This window comes from Metabacillus dongyingensis, from assembly GCF_019933155.2.
Lineage (GTDB): Bacteria > Bacillota > Bacilli > Bacillales > Bacillaceae > Bacillus_P > Bacillus_P dongyingensis.
This window is the reverse complement of record NZ_CP082944.1, coordinates 3,579,604-3,597,071: the sequence shown is the minus strand read 5'-3', so window position 1 is coordinate 3,597,071 and position 17,468 is coordinate 3,579,604. Positions and strand designations below refer to the sequence as shown.

Sequence of the window (17,468 nt, the reverse complement as noted above, 5' to 3'; positions counted from 1 at the left end):
CGCCTTTTCTGTCGGATCCTTATCTGTCTGCCGGGTCTAAACGGTCGGTTCCGCATTTCTTTTTCCAAAGGTTCTTTTCAATCCGTCCAAATAGTATATAATATTTTTATATAGTATAACCTATTTAACCATCGGGAATTAGAACGCGGATACATGTATTGGAACCTTAAGGCGGTGAGTACAATCGAACTTAATAAAAGACAGGAACACATTCTGCAAATTGTAAAAGACAATGGACCGATTACTGGTGAACATATTGCCGATCAGCTGAATTTAACAAGAGCGACTCTTCGGCCTGATCTCGCTATACTGACTATGGCGGGGTATCTTGAAGCGAGGCCGAGAGTTGGGTATTTTTATACAGGCAAAACAGGAGCCGGACTTCTGTCAGATAAACTGAAAAAACTGCAGGTTAAAGATTTTCAATCAATCCCTGTCGTAGTAAATGAAAATGTATCGGTTTATGATGCAATCGTTACGATGTTCCTGGAGGATGTCGGAACTTTATTTGTAGTGGATCAGGGGTCTATTCTCGTTGGAGTATTGTCCAGAAAAGATTTGCTCAGAGCAAGCATCGGAAAGCAGGAACTTGCATCCATACCTGTGAATATTATTATGACAAGAATGCCGAACATTACAATGTGCAGGCGCGAGGATTACATCATGGATGTCGCGAAGTTTTTAATAAACAAGCAAATAGATGCCATTCCAGTCATTAAAGAGACGGAAAAAGGATTTGAAGTAACGGGCAGAATTACAAAAACAAATATGACGAAGATATTGGTCGGACTAGCTGAGAATGAAATCATCTAACTGGGGGAGGGGAATGGTATGAACAATCGTTATGTCTATGTTGTATCAGATTCTGTAGGCGAAACTGCTGAACTGGTTATAAAAGCAGCTATCAGCCAATTTAACGGCTATGCAGCTGACACAAAAATTAAACGAATTCCTTACGTTGAAGATTTAGGCACAATTAAAGAAGTGGTGGCACTGGCCAAATTGGAGCAGGCAATTGTGTGCTTTACACTTGTCGTTCCTGAGCTCAGGCAGGGACTGATTGAAGAAGCAAATTCACAAGGTGTTGTCTACTATGATATCATCGGCCCATTAATAGACAAAATGGAATCTGCTTATGGGATTAATGCAAAATATGAACCGGGAAGAGTCCGTAAACTTGATGAAGATTACTTCAAAAAGGTAGAGGCCATTGAGTTTGCTGTAAAATATGATGACGGCCGTGATCCGCGAGGCATCATGAAAGCAGACATTATTCTTGTGGGAGTATCCAGAACATCTAAAACACCGCTGTCTCAGTATTTGGCTCATAAGCGCTTTAAGGTTGCGAATGTGCCGATTGTTCCTGAAGTCGAACCTCCAGAGGAACTATTTAAAGTTTCTCCAAAAAAATGCATCGGACTTAAAATCAGCCCTGATAAATTAAATGACATTAGAAAAGAAAGATTAATTTCACTTGGACTTAATGATAAAGCTATTTATGCTAATATCGACAGAATCAAAGTGGAGCTTGAATACTTTGAAAAGGTTATTGATAAAATTGGCTGTCAGGTAATTGATGTATCTAATAAAGCAGTTGAGGAAACGGCAAACATGATCCAAAATATCATGAATGGATATAACTGAAGATCAGTGCACTAATAATGAACTCAGAGAAACAAAAGCTCTGAGTTTTATATATGTCCTGAAATTAACAAATTAAGTTCATGAAAAAGAATGGAAAAATGAAAGACTTTGTATTATAATAAAAAATTGTGATAAAATTACTTATTTTAGGTTTAGACTTGACTAAGAACGAATAAACTATTTATTGTGATCTGTCAAGTGAAGAAGTGAAAAATAATTCGACAAATTCAGTCTTGTTTTCCTCACGATCTTTTCTAAAAGGTTAAGAAGGAATCTATCGGAGTGATGTAGAATAGTGAAAGATGACGAAAAAAAGATGCAGATAATTGTCGATGCAGATGCCTGTCCTGTTAAACAGGAAATTGCTGATCTAGCTGCCCATTATCAAATCAACGTCCTGTTTGTTGCGTCTTATAACCATAAAACATCAAATACATACGGATATGATTGGGTTTATGTGGACACCGGCAAGGAATCTGCTGATTTATACATCGTTAATCATTCTTATCGTCATGATCTGGTTGTGACGCAGGATATTGGTCTTGCAGGTCTGCTTCTGAAAAAAGGGGTTATAGTCATGACACCTCGGGGTAAACAGTATACAGAAGAAAATATTGAGATGGCGCTTGAGTTCAGGTATCTTTCTGCGAAAGAACGCCGAGGCGGAAAGCATACAAAAGGCCCCAAAAAGTTTACCCAATCAGACAGAGACAGTTTTATTTTCACACTGGAAAAGATTTTGTCGAAAGATGCAGGAATTAGTGGTTAAATCGCGAATATTTGTATCACGGAGTTGTTGGTATGGGAAATCGAATTCCCGATGAAATAATCGATAAAATTCAGCAATCGGCAGACATCGTTGATGTTGTCAGTGAATATGTTCAATTAAAGAAGCAGGGAAGAAATCATTTTGGGCTTTGCCCATTTCATGGCGAAAAATCACCATCGTTCTCCGTTTCACATGATAAGCAGATCTACCATTGCTTTGGATGTGGCTCCGGCGGGAACGTCTTTTCATTCTTGATGCAAATTGAAGGCTATTCATTTGTTGAAGCAGCTTCGGCACTCGCTGATAAACTGCATATTGATCTTCCGGATCAGCTTAACGCAGTTCAGCCAAAAGATGCAAACAGCGATGATGAAAAAATGATCGAAGCACATGAACTGCTGAAGAAGTTTTATCATCATTTACTAGTAAACACAAAAGAAGGGCAAGCTGCCTTCGATTATTTAACAGCAAGAGGGTTTACCAAAGAAACAATTGAACAGTTTGAAATTGGCTATGCTCTTGATTCCTGGGATTTCGTCGCCAAGTTTTTGACTAAACGGGGTTACAATCCTGAGATGATGGAAAAAGCAGGGCTGCTTGTTAAGAAAAACTCCTCTGATGGATATCTGGACCGTTTTCGCAATCGGATTATGTTTCCTATTCTGGATCATATCGGCCGGACCATTGCATTTTCAGGGAGGGTGCTTGGAAAAGAACAGCCTAAATTCCTTAATAGTCCCGAAACACCTATTTTTAACAAAAGCAAAGTTCTTTATAATTTTCATCAAGCTAGAGTACATATACGAAAAAATCAGCAAGTTGTCTTATTTGAAGGTTTTGCAGATGTTATTTCTGCTGTACGTTCAGATGTGCAGCATTCGATTGCAACGATGGGAACATCACTGACAGAAGCTCAGGCAAAAATCATCAAAAGAAACGCCGGAGATGTTATAATCTGTTATGATTCTGATTCTGCAGGACTTGAAGCAACATTAAGAGCTTCTAAAACACTTGCTGCTGCCGGCTGCAAAATGAGAGTTGCCGCGCTGCCTGATGGAACTGACCCTGATGACTACATCCGTACATTCGGTGCAGAAAAGTTCAAAAAAGATGTAATAGGGGCAAGCATTACGTTAATGGCTTTTAAAATGCAGGTTTTCCGCAAAGGAAAAAATCTTCAAGATGAAGGACAAAGACTGCAGTATATAGAAGACATACTGAAAGAACTCAGCCTCCTTGAAAATCCAGTGGAAATCGAACTGTATTTAAAACAGCTGTCCGGAGAATTTTCATTATCGATGGATGTTCTGAAGAGTCAAATCCAGGATAAAAGAACAGGCCAAAAGCCTGAGCGAAAAAAGGAGCAGCAGAGCGCTCCTGTCCAGCATGTGATGAAACCTGCGCAAAGAAGGCTTCTGCCGGCATTTCATAATGCTGAAAGACTTCTTATAGCGCATATGCTGCGCAATAGGGACATTGCACAAAAAGTGCTTGACCGTATAGGACTTCAATTCAATATAGAAGAGCACAGAGCGATCATTACGTACTTATATGCTTATTACGAAGATGGAAATGAAGCAAATGTCAGCTCGTTTCTTAGAAAACTGCCTGACAATCAGCTTCATCAGTTTGTTTCAGATATAGCTATGCTCTCGGTAAATGAAGAAATATCTGAACGGGAGCTGTCAGATTATATTAAACAGGTGTTGAATCACCAAAATTGGTTAATGATAAAAGAAAAAGAAGCTGAAAAGCATGAAGCAGAGCGCCAAAAGGATTTCGTCAAAGCTGCCAATATCGCCATGGAAGTCATAAGGCTTAAGCGCGATCTTAAATGAGGGCTGACGAATGACTGCGCAACACGTAGAGATTCATTGAGGCTAATCGGTTTCATAAATCATTTAGCACATTCACATAAATCATTAATTGCAAGAGTTTGGAAGGAGGGGATCCAATGGCTGATAAACAAACCCATGATTCTGAATTGACATTGGAACAAGCAAAAGACCAATTAACTGAAATCGGAAAAAAACGTGGAGTTTTAACATACGAAGAGATTGCTGAGCGCATGTCTGGCTTCGAAATTGAATCAGACCAAATGGATGAGTATTATGAATACCTTGGCGAGCAGGGCGTTGAATTAGTTGGTGATAATGAATCGACTGATGATCCTAATATACAGCAGCTGGCGAAGGAAGAAGAATTTGATCTAAATGATTTAAGCGTGCCTCCAGGTGTTAAGATTAATGATCCTGTCCGTATGTATCTGAAAGAAATTGGCCGGGTAGATCTTTTAACCGCAGATGAGGAAATTAAGCTTGCAAACCGCATTGAAGAAGGCGATGAAGAAGCGAAGAGAAGACTCGCAGAAGCAAACCTTCGTCTTGTTGTAAGTATCGCTAAAAGATATGTCGGCCGTGGTATGCTGTTTTTGGATCTTATCCAAGAAGGCAATATGGGCTTAATGAAAGCTGTAGAGAAGTTCGATTACCGCAAAGGATTTAAATTCAGTACCTATGCTACTTGGTGGATTCGCCAGGCTATAACAAGAGCCATAGCTGATCAGGCAAGAACCATTCGTATTCCGGTTCACATGGTTGAGACAATTAATAAATTAATTCGTGTTCAGCGTCAGCTTCTTCAGGATTTAGGACGTGAACCATCTCCGGAAGAAATTGCAGAAGATATGGATTTAACTCCTGATAAAGTAAGAGAAATTCTAAAAATTGCTCAAGAACCGGTATCTCTTGAAACACCAATTGGTGAAGAAGATGATTCACATCTTGGAGATTTTATTGAGGATCAAGATGCAACTTCTCCTTCCGAACATGCTGCTTACGAGCTGTTAAAAGAACAGCTTGAAGATGTACTGGATACATTGACTGACCGTGAAGAAAACGTTCTGCGTCTTCGTTTCGGACTGGATGACGGCCGTACAAGAACACTTGAAGAAGTAGGGAAAGTATTTGGCGTTACTAGAGAACGTATCCGTCAAATTGAAGCAAAGGCACTTCGTAAGCTGCGCCACCCAAGCAGAAGCAAACGATTAAAAGATTTCTTAGAATAGAAAGCGGACTTTTAGTTCGCTTTTTTTGTTTATTTATTTTTGACAGCGTTAACAACAAATTTCATATTACATCATCTTTTCATTTATTTTACTTAATTGTTATTTAATTTGCAAATCACCCTCATAAAATTTTACGCCTAACTTTGCACCATTTCCGTCATTTTATCTTCAGAATTTTATGCATAATTCCTTTCTTTTTCTTAGAAAAAACCTTGAAATTACTGACAAATACATAAGAATGTATTCAAAATAAGGGGAAGCTTTTTACAAAACAAAGTAGAACAAAAATATTTTTTCATTAAATAAAAAATTTAAAAAGTTGTGAAAATAGACCATTTCACTTTATAATTTAATATGTAAGCGTATTCAAAACGGAGGGATAAAATGAATTTTGAACTATCACAAGAACAGCGCATGATTCAGAAAACCATTAAAGAATTTGCAGAAGAAGTAGTTGAACCAGGAGCTTATGAAAGAGATAAAACAAAGCAATTTCCAGCAGAAATTTTTCAGCAGCTTGGTGAAATGGGAATGCTTGGTCTGCCATTTTCGGAAGAATACGGCGGAAGCGGCGCAGATACGATCAGTTTCGCGATTGTAACGGAAGAACTAAGCAAAGCATGCGGTTCAACCGGCATTACATATTCAGCACACATTTCATTAGGCGGATCTCCGATTAATATGTTTGGTACAGAAGAGCAAAAAAGAAAGTATCTTTCAAAAATCTGCTCGGGAGAATCAATGGGCGCTTTTGGTCTGACTGAGCCAAATGCAGGGTCGGATGCAGGGGGCACACTGACAGAAGCTGTTGAGAGGGATGGGCAGTTTACTATAAATGGTAACAAGTGTTACATTACGAATGCATCTTACGCAAAATTTCTGGCTCTGACGGCTATCACGGATCGCGCAGAAGGTAAAAAGGAGATAAGCGCCATTATTGTCCCAACTGATGCACCGGGGTTCAAAGTAATAGATAATTATGAAAAGATGGGACTTAATGCATCTAATACAACTGAATTGATATTAGAAGATGTTGTCGTTCCAGCAGAGAATCTTCTTGGTAAAAAGGGGAATGGCTTCAGGCAGTTCCTCATGACATTAGATGGAGGAAGAATAGGAATTGGTGCTATGGCAGTCGGAATAGCACAGGCAGCTTTTGAAAAAGCATTAGCTTACTCAAAAGAAAGAAAACAATTCGGAAAAACACTAAGTGAGTTCCAGGCCATTCAATTCAAGCTTGCAGATATGGCAATGAAAATCGATTTGGCACGTACAATGGTTTATAAAGCCGCCTGGTTAAAGGATCAGGGAAAGCCATTTACGAAAGAAGCCTCTTTTTGCAAGCTGTTTGCATCCGAGATGTGTACAGAAGTGACAAATCAGGCCATTCAAATTCACGGCGGCTATGGCTATATGAAAGAATATCATGTTGAACGATATTTGCGTGATGCTAAATTGCTTGAAATCGGCGAAGGCACTAGTGAAGTTCAGCGGATGGTTATTGCAAGACAGATTGGCTGCTGACGATTAAAAAAGGAACTTCATCTTTATTGATGAGGTTTTTTTGACTAATTTTTGAAAAATAGTCCAACTTATACAATAAGTCTTTTACTTCCTCAAATTTTGAAGTAAAATAGAGATTGTTTAAATCTATCGTTTACCTGCATTTCAAGATTTTTACATAAGGGAGGTTACATAATGAATCGCAATCCACTTATTCCATTTGCTTTAGTTGCCGTAATCGGAATCGGCCTTATGTTTTTCTTATCTATTAAAGGGCTCGGCGATATGAAAGAAATGGCTGGAGAAGGTAAAGAGGAAGATAAATCGGAAGAAGTTGCAAACGCTTCACCAGAGGAAATCTACCAGCAAAGCTGTATTTCTTGTCATGGCGAGAATTACGAAGGCGGTGCTGGTCCAGCTCTTAAAGGAGCTGGGGACAGGCTCGGCGTTGACGGAATTAAAGAAACGATTAAAAATGGCCGGGGAAACATGCCTGCCGGTTTAGTTCCTGATGAAAAACTGGACGAAATGGCAGAATGGGTTTCTAAAGTCAAATAGTTCTTAAACAAAAGAGTTAAAATGATCCGTTCCTTTTGAACGAAAAAGAAAAGTCCTTTGCATCTGCGGAGGACTTTTCTTATTATATAGAGAGATCTAATTAAAAGTACATAAGAATGTGGTGGTTTAAAATGAATGATGTTAATTTATCAAAAAGGCTGAAAACAGTAGCTGATTATATACCTAAAAACGCTGTGCTGGCAGACATCGGCTCAGATCATGCTTACTTGCCCTGCTATGCGATCTTAAACGGACTGGCAGCTTCTGCTGTTGCAGGTGAAGTAGTCCAGGGACCGTTTCAGTCTGCAAAGAAGCAAGTCCAAAAAAGCGGACTGGAGGACGTCATATCCGTGCGGTTAGGAAGCGGGCTCGATGTCATTGATCCTAATGAAGCAACGTGCATAACGATTGCAGGAATGGGCGGGGCATTAATTGAAAAGATTCTTGAAGCCGGAAAGGAAAAATTAGCAGGAGTCAAGCGTCTGATTCTCCAGCCTAATATTCATGCACATCATGTAAGAAGATGGCTGCTTGAAAACGGATGGGAACTGGTAAATGAAGAAATATTAGAGGAAGACGGCAAGATCTATGAGGTTCTTATTGCTGAAAAGGGTGAGCCGAAAGCTCCTTACCAGCATACTTCACTGCAAAAAGGTTTACTTGTGGGTCCTTTTTTGATGAAAGATAAAACAAAACCGTTTATAAAAAAATGGACCCAGGAGATCGAACATTTCAAAAGGATATTAACAAGTATAGAAAGTGCGGCAGTGAGCCCCGGGAATGAAGGGAAGAAAAGAGAGCTTCACGATTTGATTGCAATGCTTGAGGAGGTTACCAGAAAATGAGTAAAATACCTAACGGATACGAAATCATCCAACTGTTTGAATCGTTTTCAAAAAAAGAATATGCCATGGAAGGCGATAAGATCGGCCTGCAAATTGGAACGCTGAATAAACCGGTTCACGGTGTATTAGTCGCCCTCGATGTTCTCGATGAAGTAGTGGATGAAGCAATAGAAAAAAATGCGAATTTAATTATCGCCCATCATCCGCCAATATTCCGTCCTCTTAAAAATTTAGCAACGGATCAGCCAGGCGGAGCACTGCTTGAAAAATGCATTAAACATAATATTGCTGTATATGCGGCACATACCAACTTAGATGTTGCAGCCGGAGGAGTCAATGATTTACTTGCAGAGGCACTTCAATTAACGGACACAGAGGTTCTCGCTGACACCTATCTGGAGGAAATGAAGAAGCTGGTCGTCTATGTACCTAAAGACCATGCGGACGAAATAAGGGCTGTTCTGGGACAATCAGGTGCAGGCCATATTGGTATGTACAGTCATTGCACATTTTCATCAAATGGAACAGGAAGCTTTCTGCCTCTTGAGGGAACAGATCCTTATATAGGACAATCAGGAAAAATTGAGTTTGTGGAAGAAGAAAGAATTGAAACGATCATTCCGGGAAGTAAGCAGCGAAAGATTGTTTCTGCTATGCTAAAAGCTCATCCATATGAGGAACCTGCATTTGATATTTATCCAGTTGAAGGGCAGGGCAAAGCTTTAGGATTGGGACGCATAGGCATACTTGGGCATGACATGACATTGTCTGAATTTGCCCGGCATGTGAAAGAAGCGCTCGATGTTCCTTGTGTAAGAATGGTAGGAAATAAGGATGCAAAGATACGGAAAGTTGCTGTGCTCGGGGGTGATGGAAATAAATACATCCATCAGGCAAAGCGTAAGGGGGCTGATGTCTATGTTACCGGGGATCTTTATTATCACGTAGCGCACGATGCCATGATGATGGGCTTAAATGTGATTGATCCAGGACACAATGTAGAGAAAGTCATGAAAAAAGGGGTAACAGATTTGCTTCTTTCTATGTGTGAGGAAAAGAAATTTGAAGTAAGTATTTTCCCTTCAGAGATTCATACAGATCCATTTACATTTGTTTAATTAATAAACCGCTGGTGTTGATCCCCAGCGGTTTTGTTTTTCTTTATTTGACTGCTTTTACTTTAGGCAGGATTTTTTGAAGAGGAACATTATGTTCAATGTTCCATGTCAGACTATTTTCCGGATCGTACTTTTCAAGGAATTGAATGACTTCTTTTGTAATTGGTGTAGGAGTTGAGGCTCCTGCAGTAATCGCGACTTTTTTAACACCTTCAAACCATGTTAGTTTTATTTCGCTTATATCTGATACTCTGTATGCTTTTGTTCCGGCAATTTCTTCAGAAACCTGTGCAAGACGGTTTGAATTGTTGCTCTTCGGATCTCCAACGACAATTGTCAGGTCAGCATCTTTTGCCTGCTCTGCAACAGCCTCCTGCCTTACTTGAGTAGCCAGGCAGATTTCCTGATGATATTCTACATGAGGATACTTTTCTTTCACACGCTCCATAATGTCATATACATCCCATTGACTCATTGTTGTCTGGTTTGTGACGACAATTTTATCATTTTGGAAAGTAAGAGCATCAACATCTTCTTCTGTTTCTACTAAATGGACAATATCAGGTGCTACACCGACAGCTCCTTCAGGTTCTGGATGCGACTTTTTCCCAATGTAGATCACATGATAGCCCAAAGCTTTCTTTTCCCGGATTAAATCATGGGTCTTTGTAACATCAGGGCATGTTGCATCAAGAGTGACAAGGCCTTTTTCAGAAGCGATCTTCCTCACTTCTGGAGAAACGCCGTGAGCTGTAAAAATAACGGTGCCGTTTTCAACTTTTTCCAATATTTCCATACGGTTGCTGCCATCCAAAGTAATAATGCCTTCTTCTTCAAAAGCGTCTGTTACGTGTTTATTGTGAACAATCATGCCTAATATATAGATAGGCCTTGGCAAAGTTTTATCTAAAGCGGCATTCTTTGCAATAACCATGGCATCAACGACACCATAGCAATATCCCCGCGGTGCAATCTTAATAACTTCCATTGAAGGGTCCTCCTAGAGAGAAGTTCGAGAGAGAATATAAAAAAGCCAAAGAAAAAGGCTTTTGGCTCTCGTAATCTCTTATTATTATAGCGGAGACTGCAGTAGAATACAAAGAAGAATGTCAAATATACAGCTTTGGAGCAGATACGCCTTTTACAGGAGCTGCTTTCTCCATTCCTTCTTTTACTGTCTTCTTAGGTGATTCAATAACAGCTGTGTCTGCATCAGACTGTGCTGAAGCGGAAACGTCGGACGCGGTATTTGATTCATCAGATCCATCTGATCCTGTGCTTTCTTCAACGCTTGACCCTCCGCCTTTTAATTCACTGTAAATTTTAATCATGGCAGGCAGATTTCTGACAAGCGGGCCATATTGCTGAACCATAGGGGTGACCTGCTGAGCCATGCCGAGAACTTTCTGTACGTTTCCAAGCATGCTTGATAAATTGGCGGGATTGGTTATTCCCTGCAGACCCTGAGCTGCATTTGCAGCACCTTGGCCGCCTCCAGGCAAAAATCTTGAGAGAATGCCTTTGATGCCGCCGCCTCTTCCCATTGCCTGCTGTCCAAATTGCTGACCGCCAAATCCAGGCGGTCCAAACTGTGATGAAAAAGGTCCCATTTGCTGCCCAAACGGCTGGAAAGAACGAGTTGGTCCAAATCCCCTTGCTTGCTGATTTCCAAAAGGCTGGTTTGAAAACGGCTGACCGCCCATTTGCATTCTTCGAGGCTGGAATCCTCTAGAAGGCATTGGAGGCATAGGTCTTTGCTGAAACATGATGATCCTCCTTTAAACTAACGTGTATACTACCTACACAATATGCAGAATCTGCTTAAAGGTTTGCATGGTTTTAAGAATAGGCGGAATCGATTGGAGTTTTTCTCTCAAATCGTATATAATGTTTTGATGGACAACCGTGTCTTATTTTTTGGCTGTTATCGCAAGAATTGCTGCTCTTCATAAAAAGATGAATTTGAACATCCTTTATTAGGAAATCGTGCTCTTTTCTAATAAGGTGTATAAATGAAAACAGCAACAACTTAAAATGAAGCCTTTTATTAACTTACTCATCAAGGAGATGATGAACATGGAACAAACAAAGTTCAATCAGTTTCCATTTAAGCCTTTTATTATAGATGCTGTCAAAGCGCTGGGTTTTTATGAACCGACTGAAATACAAGCTCGCTTATTCCCTTCACTTTTAAAAGGGGAAACAGCTATAGGACAATCACAGACAGGCACAGGAAAAACGCATGCTTATTTATTGCCTCTTATTCAAAGGATTGATCCCTCAAATGAAAACGTACAAGTTGTTATTACTGCCCCTACAAGAGAACTAGCCAATCAAATCTACCAGGATGCTCTGCATGTTCTTAAATTTGCACCGGAAAATGAAACGATTTCTGCTAAATGTTTTATTGGCGGTACAGACAAGCAGCGGACAATTGATAAACTGAAAAGCCAGCCTCAGCTTGTCATCGGAACACCGGGCAGAATTAAGGATTTAATTGCCGAAAAAGCTCTTTTCGTTCATCAGGCAAAAGCATTAGTTGTTGATGAAGCGGATCTCATGCTTGATATGGGATTCATTGAAGATGTTGATAAAATTGGCGGCAATATGCCTGAAAAACTGCAAATTCTTGTTTTTTCTGCAACGATTCCCGAGAAATTAAAACCTTTCCTGAAAAAATATATGGAAAACCCTAAATTTACTCACGTTGCACCAAAGCAGGCAACTGCCAAGAAAATTAAACACGTGCTGGTGCCGCTGCGCCACCGTAATAAAACAAATCTTTTATTTGAAATGCTGAAAAACTACAATCCTTATTTAGCTATTGTCTTTACAAACACAAAGAAAAAAGCGGATGAGGTAGCGGACGGACTGATTGCAAAAGGCCTCAAAGTTGGACGCATTCACGGCGATTTATCACCAAGAGACCGCAAAAAAATGATGAAGCAAATCAATGATCTTGATTATCAGTATGTCGTAGCGACAGATTTGGCTTCAAGAGGCATTGATATTGACGGAGTAAGCCATGTCATCAATTTTGAGCTTCCAAGTGATCTCGACTTTTACATTCACCGTGTTGGACGTACGGGACGTGCAGACTATTCAGGTATTGCAGCGACGATCTATGAGCCGGAAAATGAAGATGCGTTAATAACCCTCGAAAAATTAGGGATAGAATTTGAAAATCAGGATCTCGTTGACGGCGAGTGGAAAAAAGTTGAGGACCGCAAACGAAGACAAAAACGCGTAAGGCCATCAGATGGCGTTGACCAAATGGCGAAAAGCAAGGTTAAAAAGCCAAAAGGTGTAAAACCTGGATACAAAAAGAAAATGACGAGAGAAATGGATGAAATTAAAAAACGTCAAAGAAGATTAAATCAAAAGCGCAAGTAGGAGGAGAATAGATGCTGAAAATAGGATCACATGTATCAATGAGCGGAAAGAAAATGCTGCTTGCTGCAAGTGAGGAAGCAGTATCTTACGGTGCGAATACGTTCATGATCTATACAGGAGCACCTCAGAATACTAGACGTAAAAAGATTGAGGAACTGAATATTGAAGCCGGACAGGCTCATATGAGGGAAAATGGGATAATTGATATAGTTGTTCATGCACCTTATATCATCAATATCGGCAATACAACAAATCCGGCAACATTTGAACTAGGCGTGCAATTTTTGCGATCTGAAATTGACCGGTCTCACGCACTTGGAGCAAAACAAATTGTGCTTCATCCAGGTGCTCATGTTGGAGCTGGATCAGAAGCAGGCATAAAAAAAATCATCGAAGGTCTCAATGAAGTTCTTGATAGAGAAGAAAATGTTCAAATCGCTCTTGAGACAATGGCCGGAAAAGGCTCTGAGTGCGGCCGTTCATTTGAAGAACTCGCACAGATCATTGAGGGTGTCACTCATAATGAGCATCTTTCAGTATGCTTTGATACGTGCCATACACATGATGCAGGATATGATATCATCAATGATTTTGATGGAGTCCTGCAGCAATTTGATTCCATTATCGGCCTGGATCGATTGAAGGTGCTTCATATTAATGACAGCAAAAATATTTCTGGAGCCCGGAAGGACCGTCATGAGAATATCGGATTTGGCCATATCGGATTTAAGGCATTGAATGAAATCGTTCATCATCCGCAGCTTGCAGATGTGCCTAAAATTCTTGAAACTCCTTATGTAGGTGAAGAAAAGAAAGATAAAAAACCGCCATACCGTTTTGAAATTGAAATGCTGCGGGGGAAAGAATTCAATTCTGATCTGCTGGAACGAATCCGAAATCAGGCATAAAAAAGAAAGCTGTCGGAGTAATCGACAGCTTTTTAGCCTATAAACTGCTGAAACAATTGGTTCACTTGCTGTGCAGTGGCAGGCGAAGTAATCGCAGCCACCTTTTTTAATAGGCTGATGCGCTCTGCATCATTAAAGATATTAATGTTTTTGCCGCGGATGATTTTCACGATTTCCTGAGCCTGTGCTCTTTTGATTGAAAGGCTGTTCTGTTTGGCAAGCTGAAGCAATCCATCTGTATCCAATGAATTGAGTTTCTGGTTAACGATCTTTTGAAATAAAATCACGTACATACCTCCTTCACCATTCAATGTATGGTGAAGATTTAGGAAAAGTGCCTATTTTTTTAGTAATTGAATAGGATAAAATTTTTTAGCTTTAATGGCAAGGGGAAGCACAAGACACTTCTGTATGATCCTTATCATCTTAAATGATAAAATAGTATAAAATTTCGCGCATTGATGTTCAGCTCCTGCGCCTAAACTCCTCGGTCAGAACGGTTCAGCTATTCGGAGCTGAACAAGGCGCCTGCGCTTTTCTTTATGAGAGGGGAATCATTCAAATGACAAAAAAGCAGCATAAAAAAGAAAGTACAGGACGATTATTAACAAGACTGATTTTGATTATTATCGGTGCAGCGCTTTCAGCTGTTTCAATTGAACTCTTCCTTATTCCGAATCAGATTATTGATGGAGGGATAATCGGCATATCGCTGATTGTCGACCACATCACACCTGACAGTCTTTCGTTCATCAATTTTGGAACACTGGTCGTCATTTTAAATTTGCCGTTTATGTATTATGGTTATAAACAGATAGGAAAAACATTTATGTTATCATCGATTTTTGGTATAGTCTTTCTGGCAATCATAGAAAGCATGCTGCACCATGTTGAAGCGTTCACGGCAGAGCCGATTTTAGCTACTGTTTTTGGAGGGCTGATCCTTGGTGTGGGTGTAGGGCTGGTCATACGAAACGGCGGATCAATGGACGGAACAGAAATTTTAGGCATATTGCTTACAAAAAAACTGCCGTTTTCAGTAGGGGAATTTGTCATGTTTATTAATATTTTCATCTTTGCCTGGGCAGCATTTGTATTTGGAGCAGAGCAAGCTATGTATTCGGTGATGGCCTACTATATTGCTTTTAAAACGATTGATACTGTCATTCAGGGATTAGACGAAACAAAGGCAGTGATCATTGTTTCTGATTATTACGAAGATGTATCTGATGCTATCCTTCAAAGACTTGGTCGCGGAACTACAAAATTAAAAGGCAAAGGCGGCTATACAGATGACGAAAAGGAAGTCATCTATGTAGTTGTAACAAGACTCGAAGTGACAAAACTAAAATCAATTGTTCATGAAATCGATACAAATGCATTTATTACAATAATGAATACACAAGAAACAAAAGGGACAAATTTCAAGTCAGCAATTCATTAAACTTTTTTAGACTTTAAACATGTTTCTTGCTCTTTTCTATACAATCTTGTATAATCTCTATGTTAAAGATCAGACATTGGTTTCTGATCTTTTTTTACGAATTTAAATCGGAACGATTCTTAAACTAGAAGGTGAAACGAATGAATCAGCCTATTATTGATATCCGTCATTTATCATTCACATATGACCGTACTAAAGTGCTTGAAGATATACATTTTAAAGTAAGAGAGGGCGACTTTCTGGGATTAGTCGGACCAAACGGATCAGGGAAGACAACACTGCTGAAATGTCTTCTCGGTCTATTAAAACCTGATGAGGGAGAAATTTTGCTTTTCGGTGAAGACATCCGCAAATTTAAAGAGTGGTATAAAATCGGCTTTGTTTCACAAAAAGCTAATAGCTTTAATACAGGCTTTCCGGCATCTGTGTACGAAGTAGTTGCAAGCGGTCTGACATCTAAATTGGGTTTATTTAAAATGCTGAAACCGGCGCATCATCAAAAAGTAAAAGCTGCTATTAAGGCTGTTGGCTTAGATCAGCTGGCAAAACGAAATATCGGTGAACTATCAGGAGGTCAGCAGCAGCGGACATTTATTGCAAGGGCGCTTGTAAGTGATCCGAAATTGCTTATACTTGATGAGCCGACAGTAGGAGTTGATGCTCAAACAGTTCAGAGCTTCTACGAAATGCTGAAAAATTTAAACACTGAAATGGGGATTACTTTAATTCTTGTCACACATGATGTAGGGACAATTACAGATAAAGTAACACACGTAGCCTGTTTAAATAAACATTTGCATTTCCACGGAAATACACAGGAATTTGAAAGCCTGCAAAACTCTGATATGTCTGACTTTTATGGTCATTCTGTTCATGTATTAACTCACGATCACCATGGTCATGGGGGAAGGTAAAATGATAAATAGTATTCTTAATTATGAATTTTTACAAAATGCATTCATGGCAGGAATTCTCATCGGCCTGATTGCTCCGCTTCTTGGAGTTTTTGTAGTCGTTAGAAGACTTTCTTTAATAGCTGATGCCCTGAGTCATGTGACTTTGGCAGGAATCGCAGCAAGCTTGCTGCTTGAGAAAAAAGTACTTGGCATGTCGGGGCTGAATCCGATTTATTTAGGAATGGGATTTTCTGTGGCAGGGTCGTTATTTATAGAAAAGCTGAGAGCTGTCTATAAGCATTTTCAGGAGCTCGCAATACCGATAATTCTTTCGGCAGGAGTAGGGCTGAGCGTTATTTTTATTTCTCTTGCTGATGGATTTAATACGGATTTATTTAATTATCTTTTTGGAAGTGTCAGTGCGGTAACGAGAACAGATCTATGGGTGATTGCTGCCATTTCAGTTTTTGTCCTGATAGTTATTTTTGCCTTATTTAAGGAACTTTTTTTGCTGTCCTTTGATGAAGAACATGCAGCGGCATCAGGCATTCATTCTAAGTGGATTCACTTTATTTTCATTTTAACGGTTGCACTTGTGATAGCTGCTTCCATGAGAATCGTCGGCATTTTATTAGTATCTTCTCTGATGACGCTGCCGGTTGCAGCAAGTATCCGGATTGCCAAAGGGTTTAAGCAGGCAATATTCTTTTCTGTACTCTTTGGAGAAATCTCTGTTATTATTGGATTAGTGCTGGCCTATCAATTAGATCTAGCACCAGGAGGCACGATCGTTATGCTTTCAGTCGTCATCCTGATACTGTCGATACTATGGACCAAAATAAAAAGGGGTCAGTAAGATGAATGTTCAAGAAGCTCTTCTCCTTATGAAGGAAAAAGGATATAAGTACACAAGTAAACGTGAGGAAATGCTCGAATTATTTGCTCAATCAAATAAATATTTAACAGCAAGAGATGTTTTGGACAAAATGAAGGCTGACTATCCGGGATTAAGCTTTGATACCATTTACCGCAATCTTTCTTTGTTTGCTGAAATGGGTATTCTCGAAACAACAGAGCTGTCAGGGGAAAAGCATTTTCGATTTACATGTTCGACGAAACATCATCATCATCACTTTATTTGCCTGAATTGCGGCAAGACGAAAGAAATTGCCTCGTGCCCAATGGAAAAATTAAAAGAAAATTTAAGCGGATATGAAATCAGCGGACATAAATTTGAGATTTATGGCACTTGTCCTGAGTGCCATGTACAGATTGTTTAAGCTGTATAAAAAAAGCTTGCGAACGTGTTTCGCAAGCTTTTTT

18 protein-coding genes are annotated in these 17,468 nt (G+C 39.6%); 15 read left to right on the top strand and 3 right to left on the bottom strand.

The genetic code is table 11. From position 1 onward, the window contains the following. The first annotated feature begins 174 nt into the window (after window positions 1-174). From ccpN to K8L98_RS17810, 9 genes are all read left to right on the top strand, one after another. Entirely contained in the window at window positions 175-813 is a 639-nt protein-coding gene (gene ccpN, locus K8L98_RS17850) for a transcriptional regulator CcpN (protein ID WP_223436773.1), read from the top strand. 18 nt (window positions 814-831) lie between these two features. After that, window positions 832-1,644, top strand: coding sequence for a pyruvate, water dikinase regulatory protein (locus tag K8L98_RS17845; RefSeq protein ID WP_223436771.1), 813 nt, complete (start codon window positions 832-834; stop codon window positions 1,642-1,644). A 316-nt stretch (window positions 1,645-1,960) separates the two neighbouring features. Beyond that, on the top strand, window positions 1,961-2,413 hold the full coding sequence (locus K8L98_RS17840; RefSeq protein ID WP_223443558.1) for a YaiI/YqxD family protein: 453 nt from the start codon (window positions 1,961-1,963) through the stop codon (window positions 2,411-2,413). 32 nt (window positions 2,414-2,445) lie between these two features. Then, window positions 2,446-4,251, top strand: a complete 1,806-nt coding sequence (gene dnaG / locus K8L98_RS17835; protein WP_223436769.1) for a DNA primase — start codon at window positions 2,446-2,448, stop codon at window positions 4,249-4,251. A 116-nt stretch (window positions 4,252-4,367) separates the two neighbouring features. Further along, the gene (gene rpoD, locus K8L98_RS17830) at window positions 4,368-5,480 is read left to right on the top strand and encodes an RNA polymerase sigma factor RpoD (protein ID WP_070875446.1); all 1,113 of its coding nucleotides are present in this window, start codon (window positions 4,368-4,370) and stop codon (window positions 5,478-5,480) included. A 384-nt stretch (window positions 5,481-5,864) separates the two neighbouring features. Beyond that, window positions 5,865-7,004, top strand: coding sequence for an acyl-CoA dehydrogenase family protein (locus tag K8L98_RS17825; protein ID WP_223436767.1), 1,140 nt, complete (start codon window positions 5,865-5,867; stop codon window positions 7,002-7,004). A gap of 174 nt (window positions 7,005-7,178) precedes the next feature. After that, on the top strand, window positions 7,179-7,541 hold the full coding sequence (cccA, locus tag K8L98_RS17820) for a cytochrome c550 (RefSeq protein ID WP_223436765.1): 363 nt from the start codon (window positions 7,179-7,181) through the stop codon (window positions 7,539-7,541). Window positions 7,542-7,672: 131 nt separating this feature from the next. Then, entirely contained in the window at window positions 7,673-8,386 is a 714-nt protein-coding gene (locus K8L98_RS17815; RefSeq protein ID WP_223436763.1) for a tRNA (adenine(22)-N(1))-methyltransferase, read from the top strand. Further along, window positions 8,383-9,504 (top strand): Nif3-like dinuclear metal center hexameric protein, encoded by a 1,122-nt coding sequence (locus tag K8L98_RS17810; RefSeq protein WP_223436762.1) that lies wholly within the window; start codon window positions 8,383-8,385, stop codon window positions 9,502-9,504. The genes K8L98_RS17815 and K8L98_RS17810 overlap by 4 nt, the downstream gene beginning before the upstream one ends. A 43-nt stretch (window positions 9,505-9,547) precedes the next feature. Here K8L98_RS17810 and K8L98_RS17805 read toward each other — a convergent pair whose 3' ends face one another. Beyond that, on the bottom strand, window positions 9,548-10,492 hold the full coding sequence (locus K8L98_RS17805; protein WP_223436760.1) for a 4-hydroxy-3-methylbut-2-enyl diphosphate reductase: 945 nt from the start codon (window positions 10,490-10,492) through the stop codon (window positions 9,548-9,550). A gap of 121 nt (window positions 10,493-10,613) precedes the next feature. After that, window positions 10,614-11,270 carry a YqfQ family protein gene (locus K8L98_RS17800; RefSeq protein WP_223436758.1) on the bottom strand — a complete coding sequence of 219 codons (657 nt, stop codon included), beginning with the start codon at window positions 11,268-11,270 and terminating at the stop codon, window positions 10,614-10,616. 310 nt (window positions 11,271-11,580) lie between these two features. Here K8L98_RS17800 and K8L98_RS17795 point away from each other — a divergent pair, with 310 nt between their 5' ends. Both K8L98_RS17795 and K8L98_RS17790 read left to right on the top strand, forming a co-directional pair. Then, window positions 11,581-12,897, top strand: a complete 1,317-nt coding sequence (locus K8L98_RS17795; RefSeq protein ID WP_223436755.1) for a DEAD/DEAH box helicase — start codon at window positions 11,581-11,583, stop codon at window positions 12,895-12,897. A gap of 11 nt (window positions 12,898-12,908) precedes the next feature. After that, complete coding sequence (locus tag K8L98_RS17790) at window positions 12,909-13,805, top strand: deoxyribonuclease IV (RefSeq protein WP_223436753.1); 897 nt, start codon at window positions 12,909-12,911, stop codon at window positions 13,803-13,805. A gap of 32 nt (window positions 13,806-13,837) precedes the next feature. Here the strand turns inward: K8L98_RS17790 and K8L98_RS17785 are convergent, their stop codons facing one another. Then, window positions 13,838-14,098: a DUF2624 domain-containing protein gene (locus K8L98_RS17785; protein WP_420828796.1), complete on the bottom strand. Its 261-nt coding sequence runs from the start codon at window positions 14,096-14,098 to the stop codon at window positions 13,838-13,840. A 269-nt stretch (window positions 14,099-14,367) separates the two neighbouring features. Here K8L98_RS17785 and K8L98_RS17780 point away from each other — a divergent pair, with 269 nt between their 5' ends. The 4 genes from K8L98_RS17780 (at window position 14,368) to zur (ending at window position 17,425) form a co-directional block, all read left to right on the top strand. Then, entirely contained in the window at window positions 14,368-15,249 is an 882-nt protein-coding gene (locus K8L98_RS17780) for a YitT family protein (RefSeq protein WP_223436750.1), read from the top strand. Between the two features lie 140 nt (window positions 15,250-15,389). After that, the gene (locus K8L98_RS17775) at window positions 15,390-16,163 is read left to right on the top strand and encodes a metal ABC transporter ATP-binding protein (RefSeq protein ID WP_223436748.1); all 774 of its coding nucleotides are present in this window, start codon (window positions 15,390-15,392) and stop codon (window positions 16,161-16,163) included. Between the two features lies 1 nt (window position 16,164). Further along, window positions 16,165-17,001, top strand: a complete 837-nt coding sequence (locus K8L98_RS17770; RefSeq protein ID WP_223436746.1) for a metal ABC transporter permease — start codon at window positions 16,165-16,167, stop codon at window positions 16,999-17,001. 1 nt (window position 17,002) lies between these two features. Further along, window positions 17,003-17,425 carry a zinc uptake transcriptional repressor Zur gene (gene zur, locus K8L98_RS17765; protein WP_223436744.1) on the top strand — a complete coding sequence of 141 codons (423 nt, stop codon included), beginning with the start codon at window positions 17,003-17,005 and terminating at the stop codon, window positions 17,423-17,425. Window positions 17,426-17,468: the final 43 nt, after the last annotated feature.

Bases quoted from the DNA above. Each gene is read 5' to 3' on its own strand.
- K8L98_RS17800 (WP_223436758.1), bottom strand. From the start codon at position 11,270: ATGTTTCAGCAAAGACCTATGCCTCCAATGCCTTCTAGAGGATTCCAG.
- cccA (WP_223436765.1), top strand. From the start codon at position 7,179: ATGAATCGCAATCCACTTATTCCATTTGCTTTAGTTGCCGTAATCGGA.
- K8L98_RS17775 (WP_223436748.1), top strand. From the start codon at position 15,390: ATGAATCAGCCTATTATTGATATCCGTCATTTATCATTCACATATGAC.
- K8L98_RS17815 (WP_223436763.1), top strand. From the start codon at position 7,673: ATGAATGATGTTAATTTATCAAAAAGGCTGAAAACAGTAGCTGATTAT.
- zur (WP_223436744.1), top strand. From the start codon at position 17,003: ATGAATGTTCAAGAAGCTCTTCTCCTTATGAAGGAAAAAGGATATAAG.
- K8L98_RS17785 (WP_420828796.1), bottom strand. From the start codon at position 14,098: ATGTACGTGATTTTATTTCAAAAGATCGTTAACCAGAAACTCAATTCA.
- K8L98_RS17825 (WP_223436767.1), top strand. From the start codon at position 5,865: ATGAATTTTGAACTATCACAAGAACAGCGCATGATTCAGAAAACCATT.
- dnaG (WP_223436769.1), top strand. From the start codon at position 2,446: ATGGGAAATCGAATTCCCGATGAAATAATCGATAAAATTCAGCAATCG.
- K8L98_RS17805 (WP_223436760.1), bottom strand. From the start codon at position 10,492: ATGGAAGTTATTAAGATTGCACCGCGGGGATATTGCTATGGTGTCGTT.
- K8L98_RS17795 (WP_223436755.1), top strand. From the start codon at position 11,581: ATGGAACAAACAAAGTTCAATCAGTTTCCATTTAAGCCTTTTATTATA.
- K8L98_RS17770 (WP_223436746.1), top strand. From the start codon at position 16,165: ATGATAAATAGTATTCTTAATTATGAATTTTTACAAAATGCATTCATG.
- K8L98_RS17790 (WP_223436753.1), top strand. From the start codon at position 12,909: ATGCTGAAAATAGGATCACATGTATCAATGAGCGGAAAGAAAATGCTG.
- K8L98_RS17810 (WP_223436762.1), top strand. From the start codon at position 8,383: ATGAGTAAAATACCTAACGGATACGAAATCATCCAACTGTTTGAATCG.
- K8L98_RS17780 (WP_223436750.1), top strand. From the start codon at position 14,368: ATGACAAAAAAGCAGCATAAAAAAGAAAGTACAGGACGATTATTAACA.
- K8L98_RS17845 (WP_223436771.1), top strand. From the start codon at position 832: ATGAACAATCGTTATGTCTATGTTGTATCAGATTCTGTAGGCGAAACT.
- K8L98_RS17840 (WP_223443558.1), top strand. From the start codon at position 1,961: ATGCAGATAATTGTCGATGCAGATGCCTGTCCTGTTAAACAGGAAATT.
- rpoD (WP_070875446.1), top strand. From the start codon at position 4,368: ATGGCTGATAAACAAACCCATGATTCTGAATTGACATTGGAACAAGCA.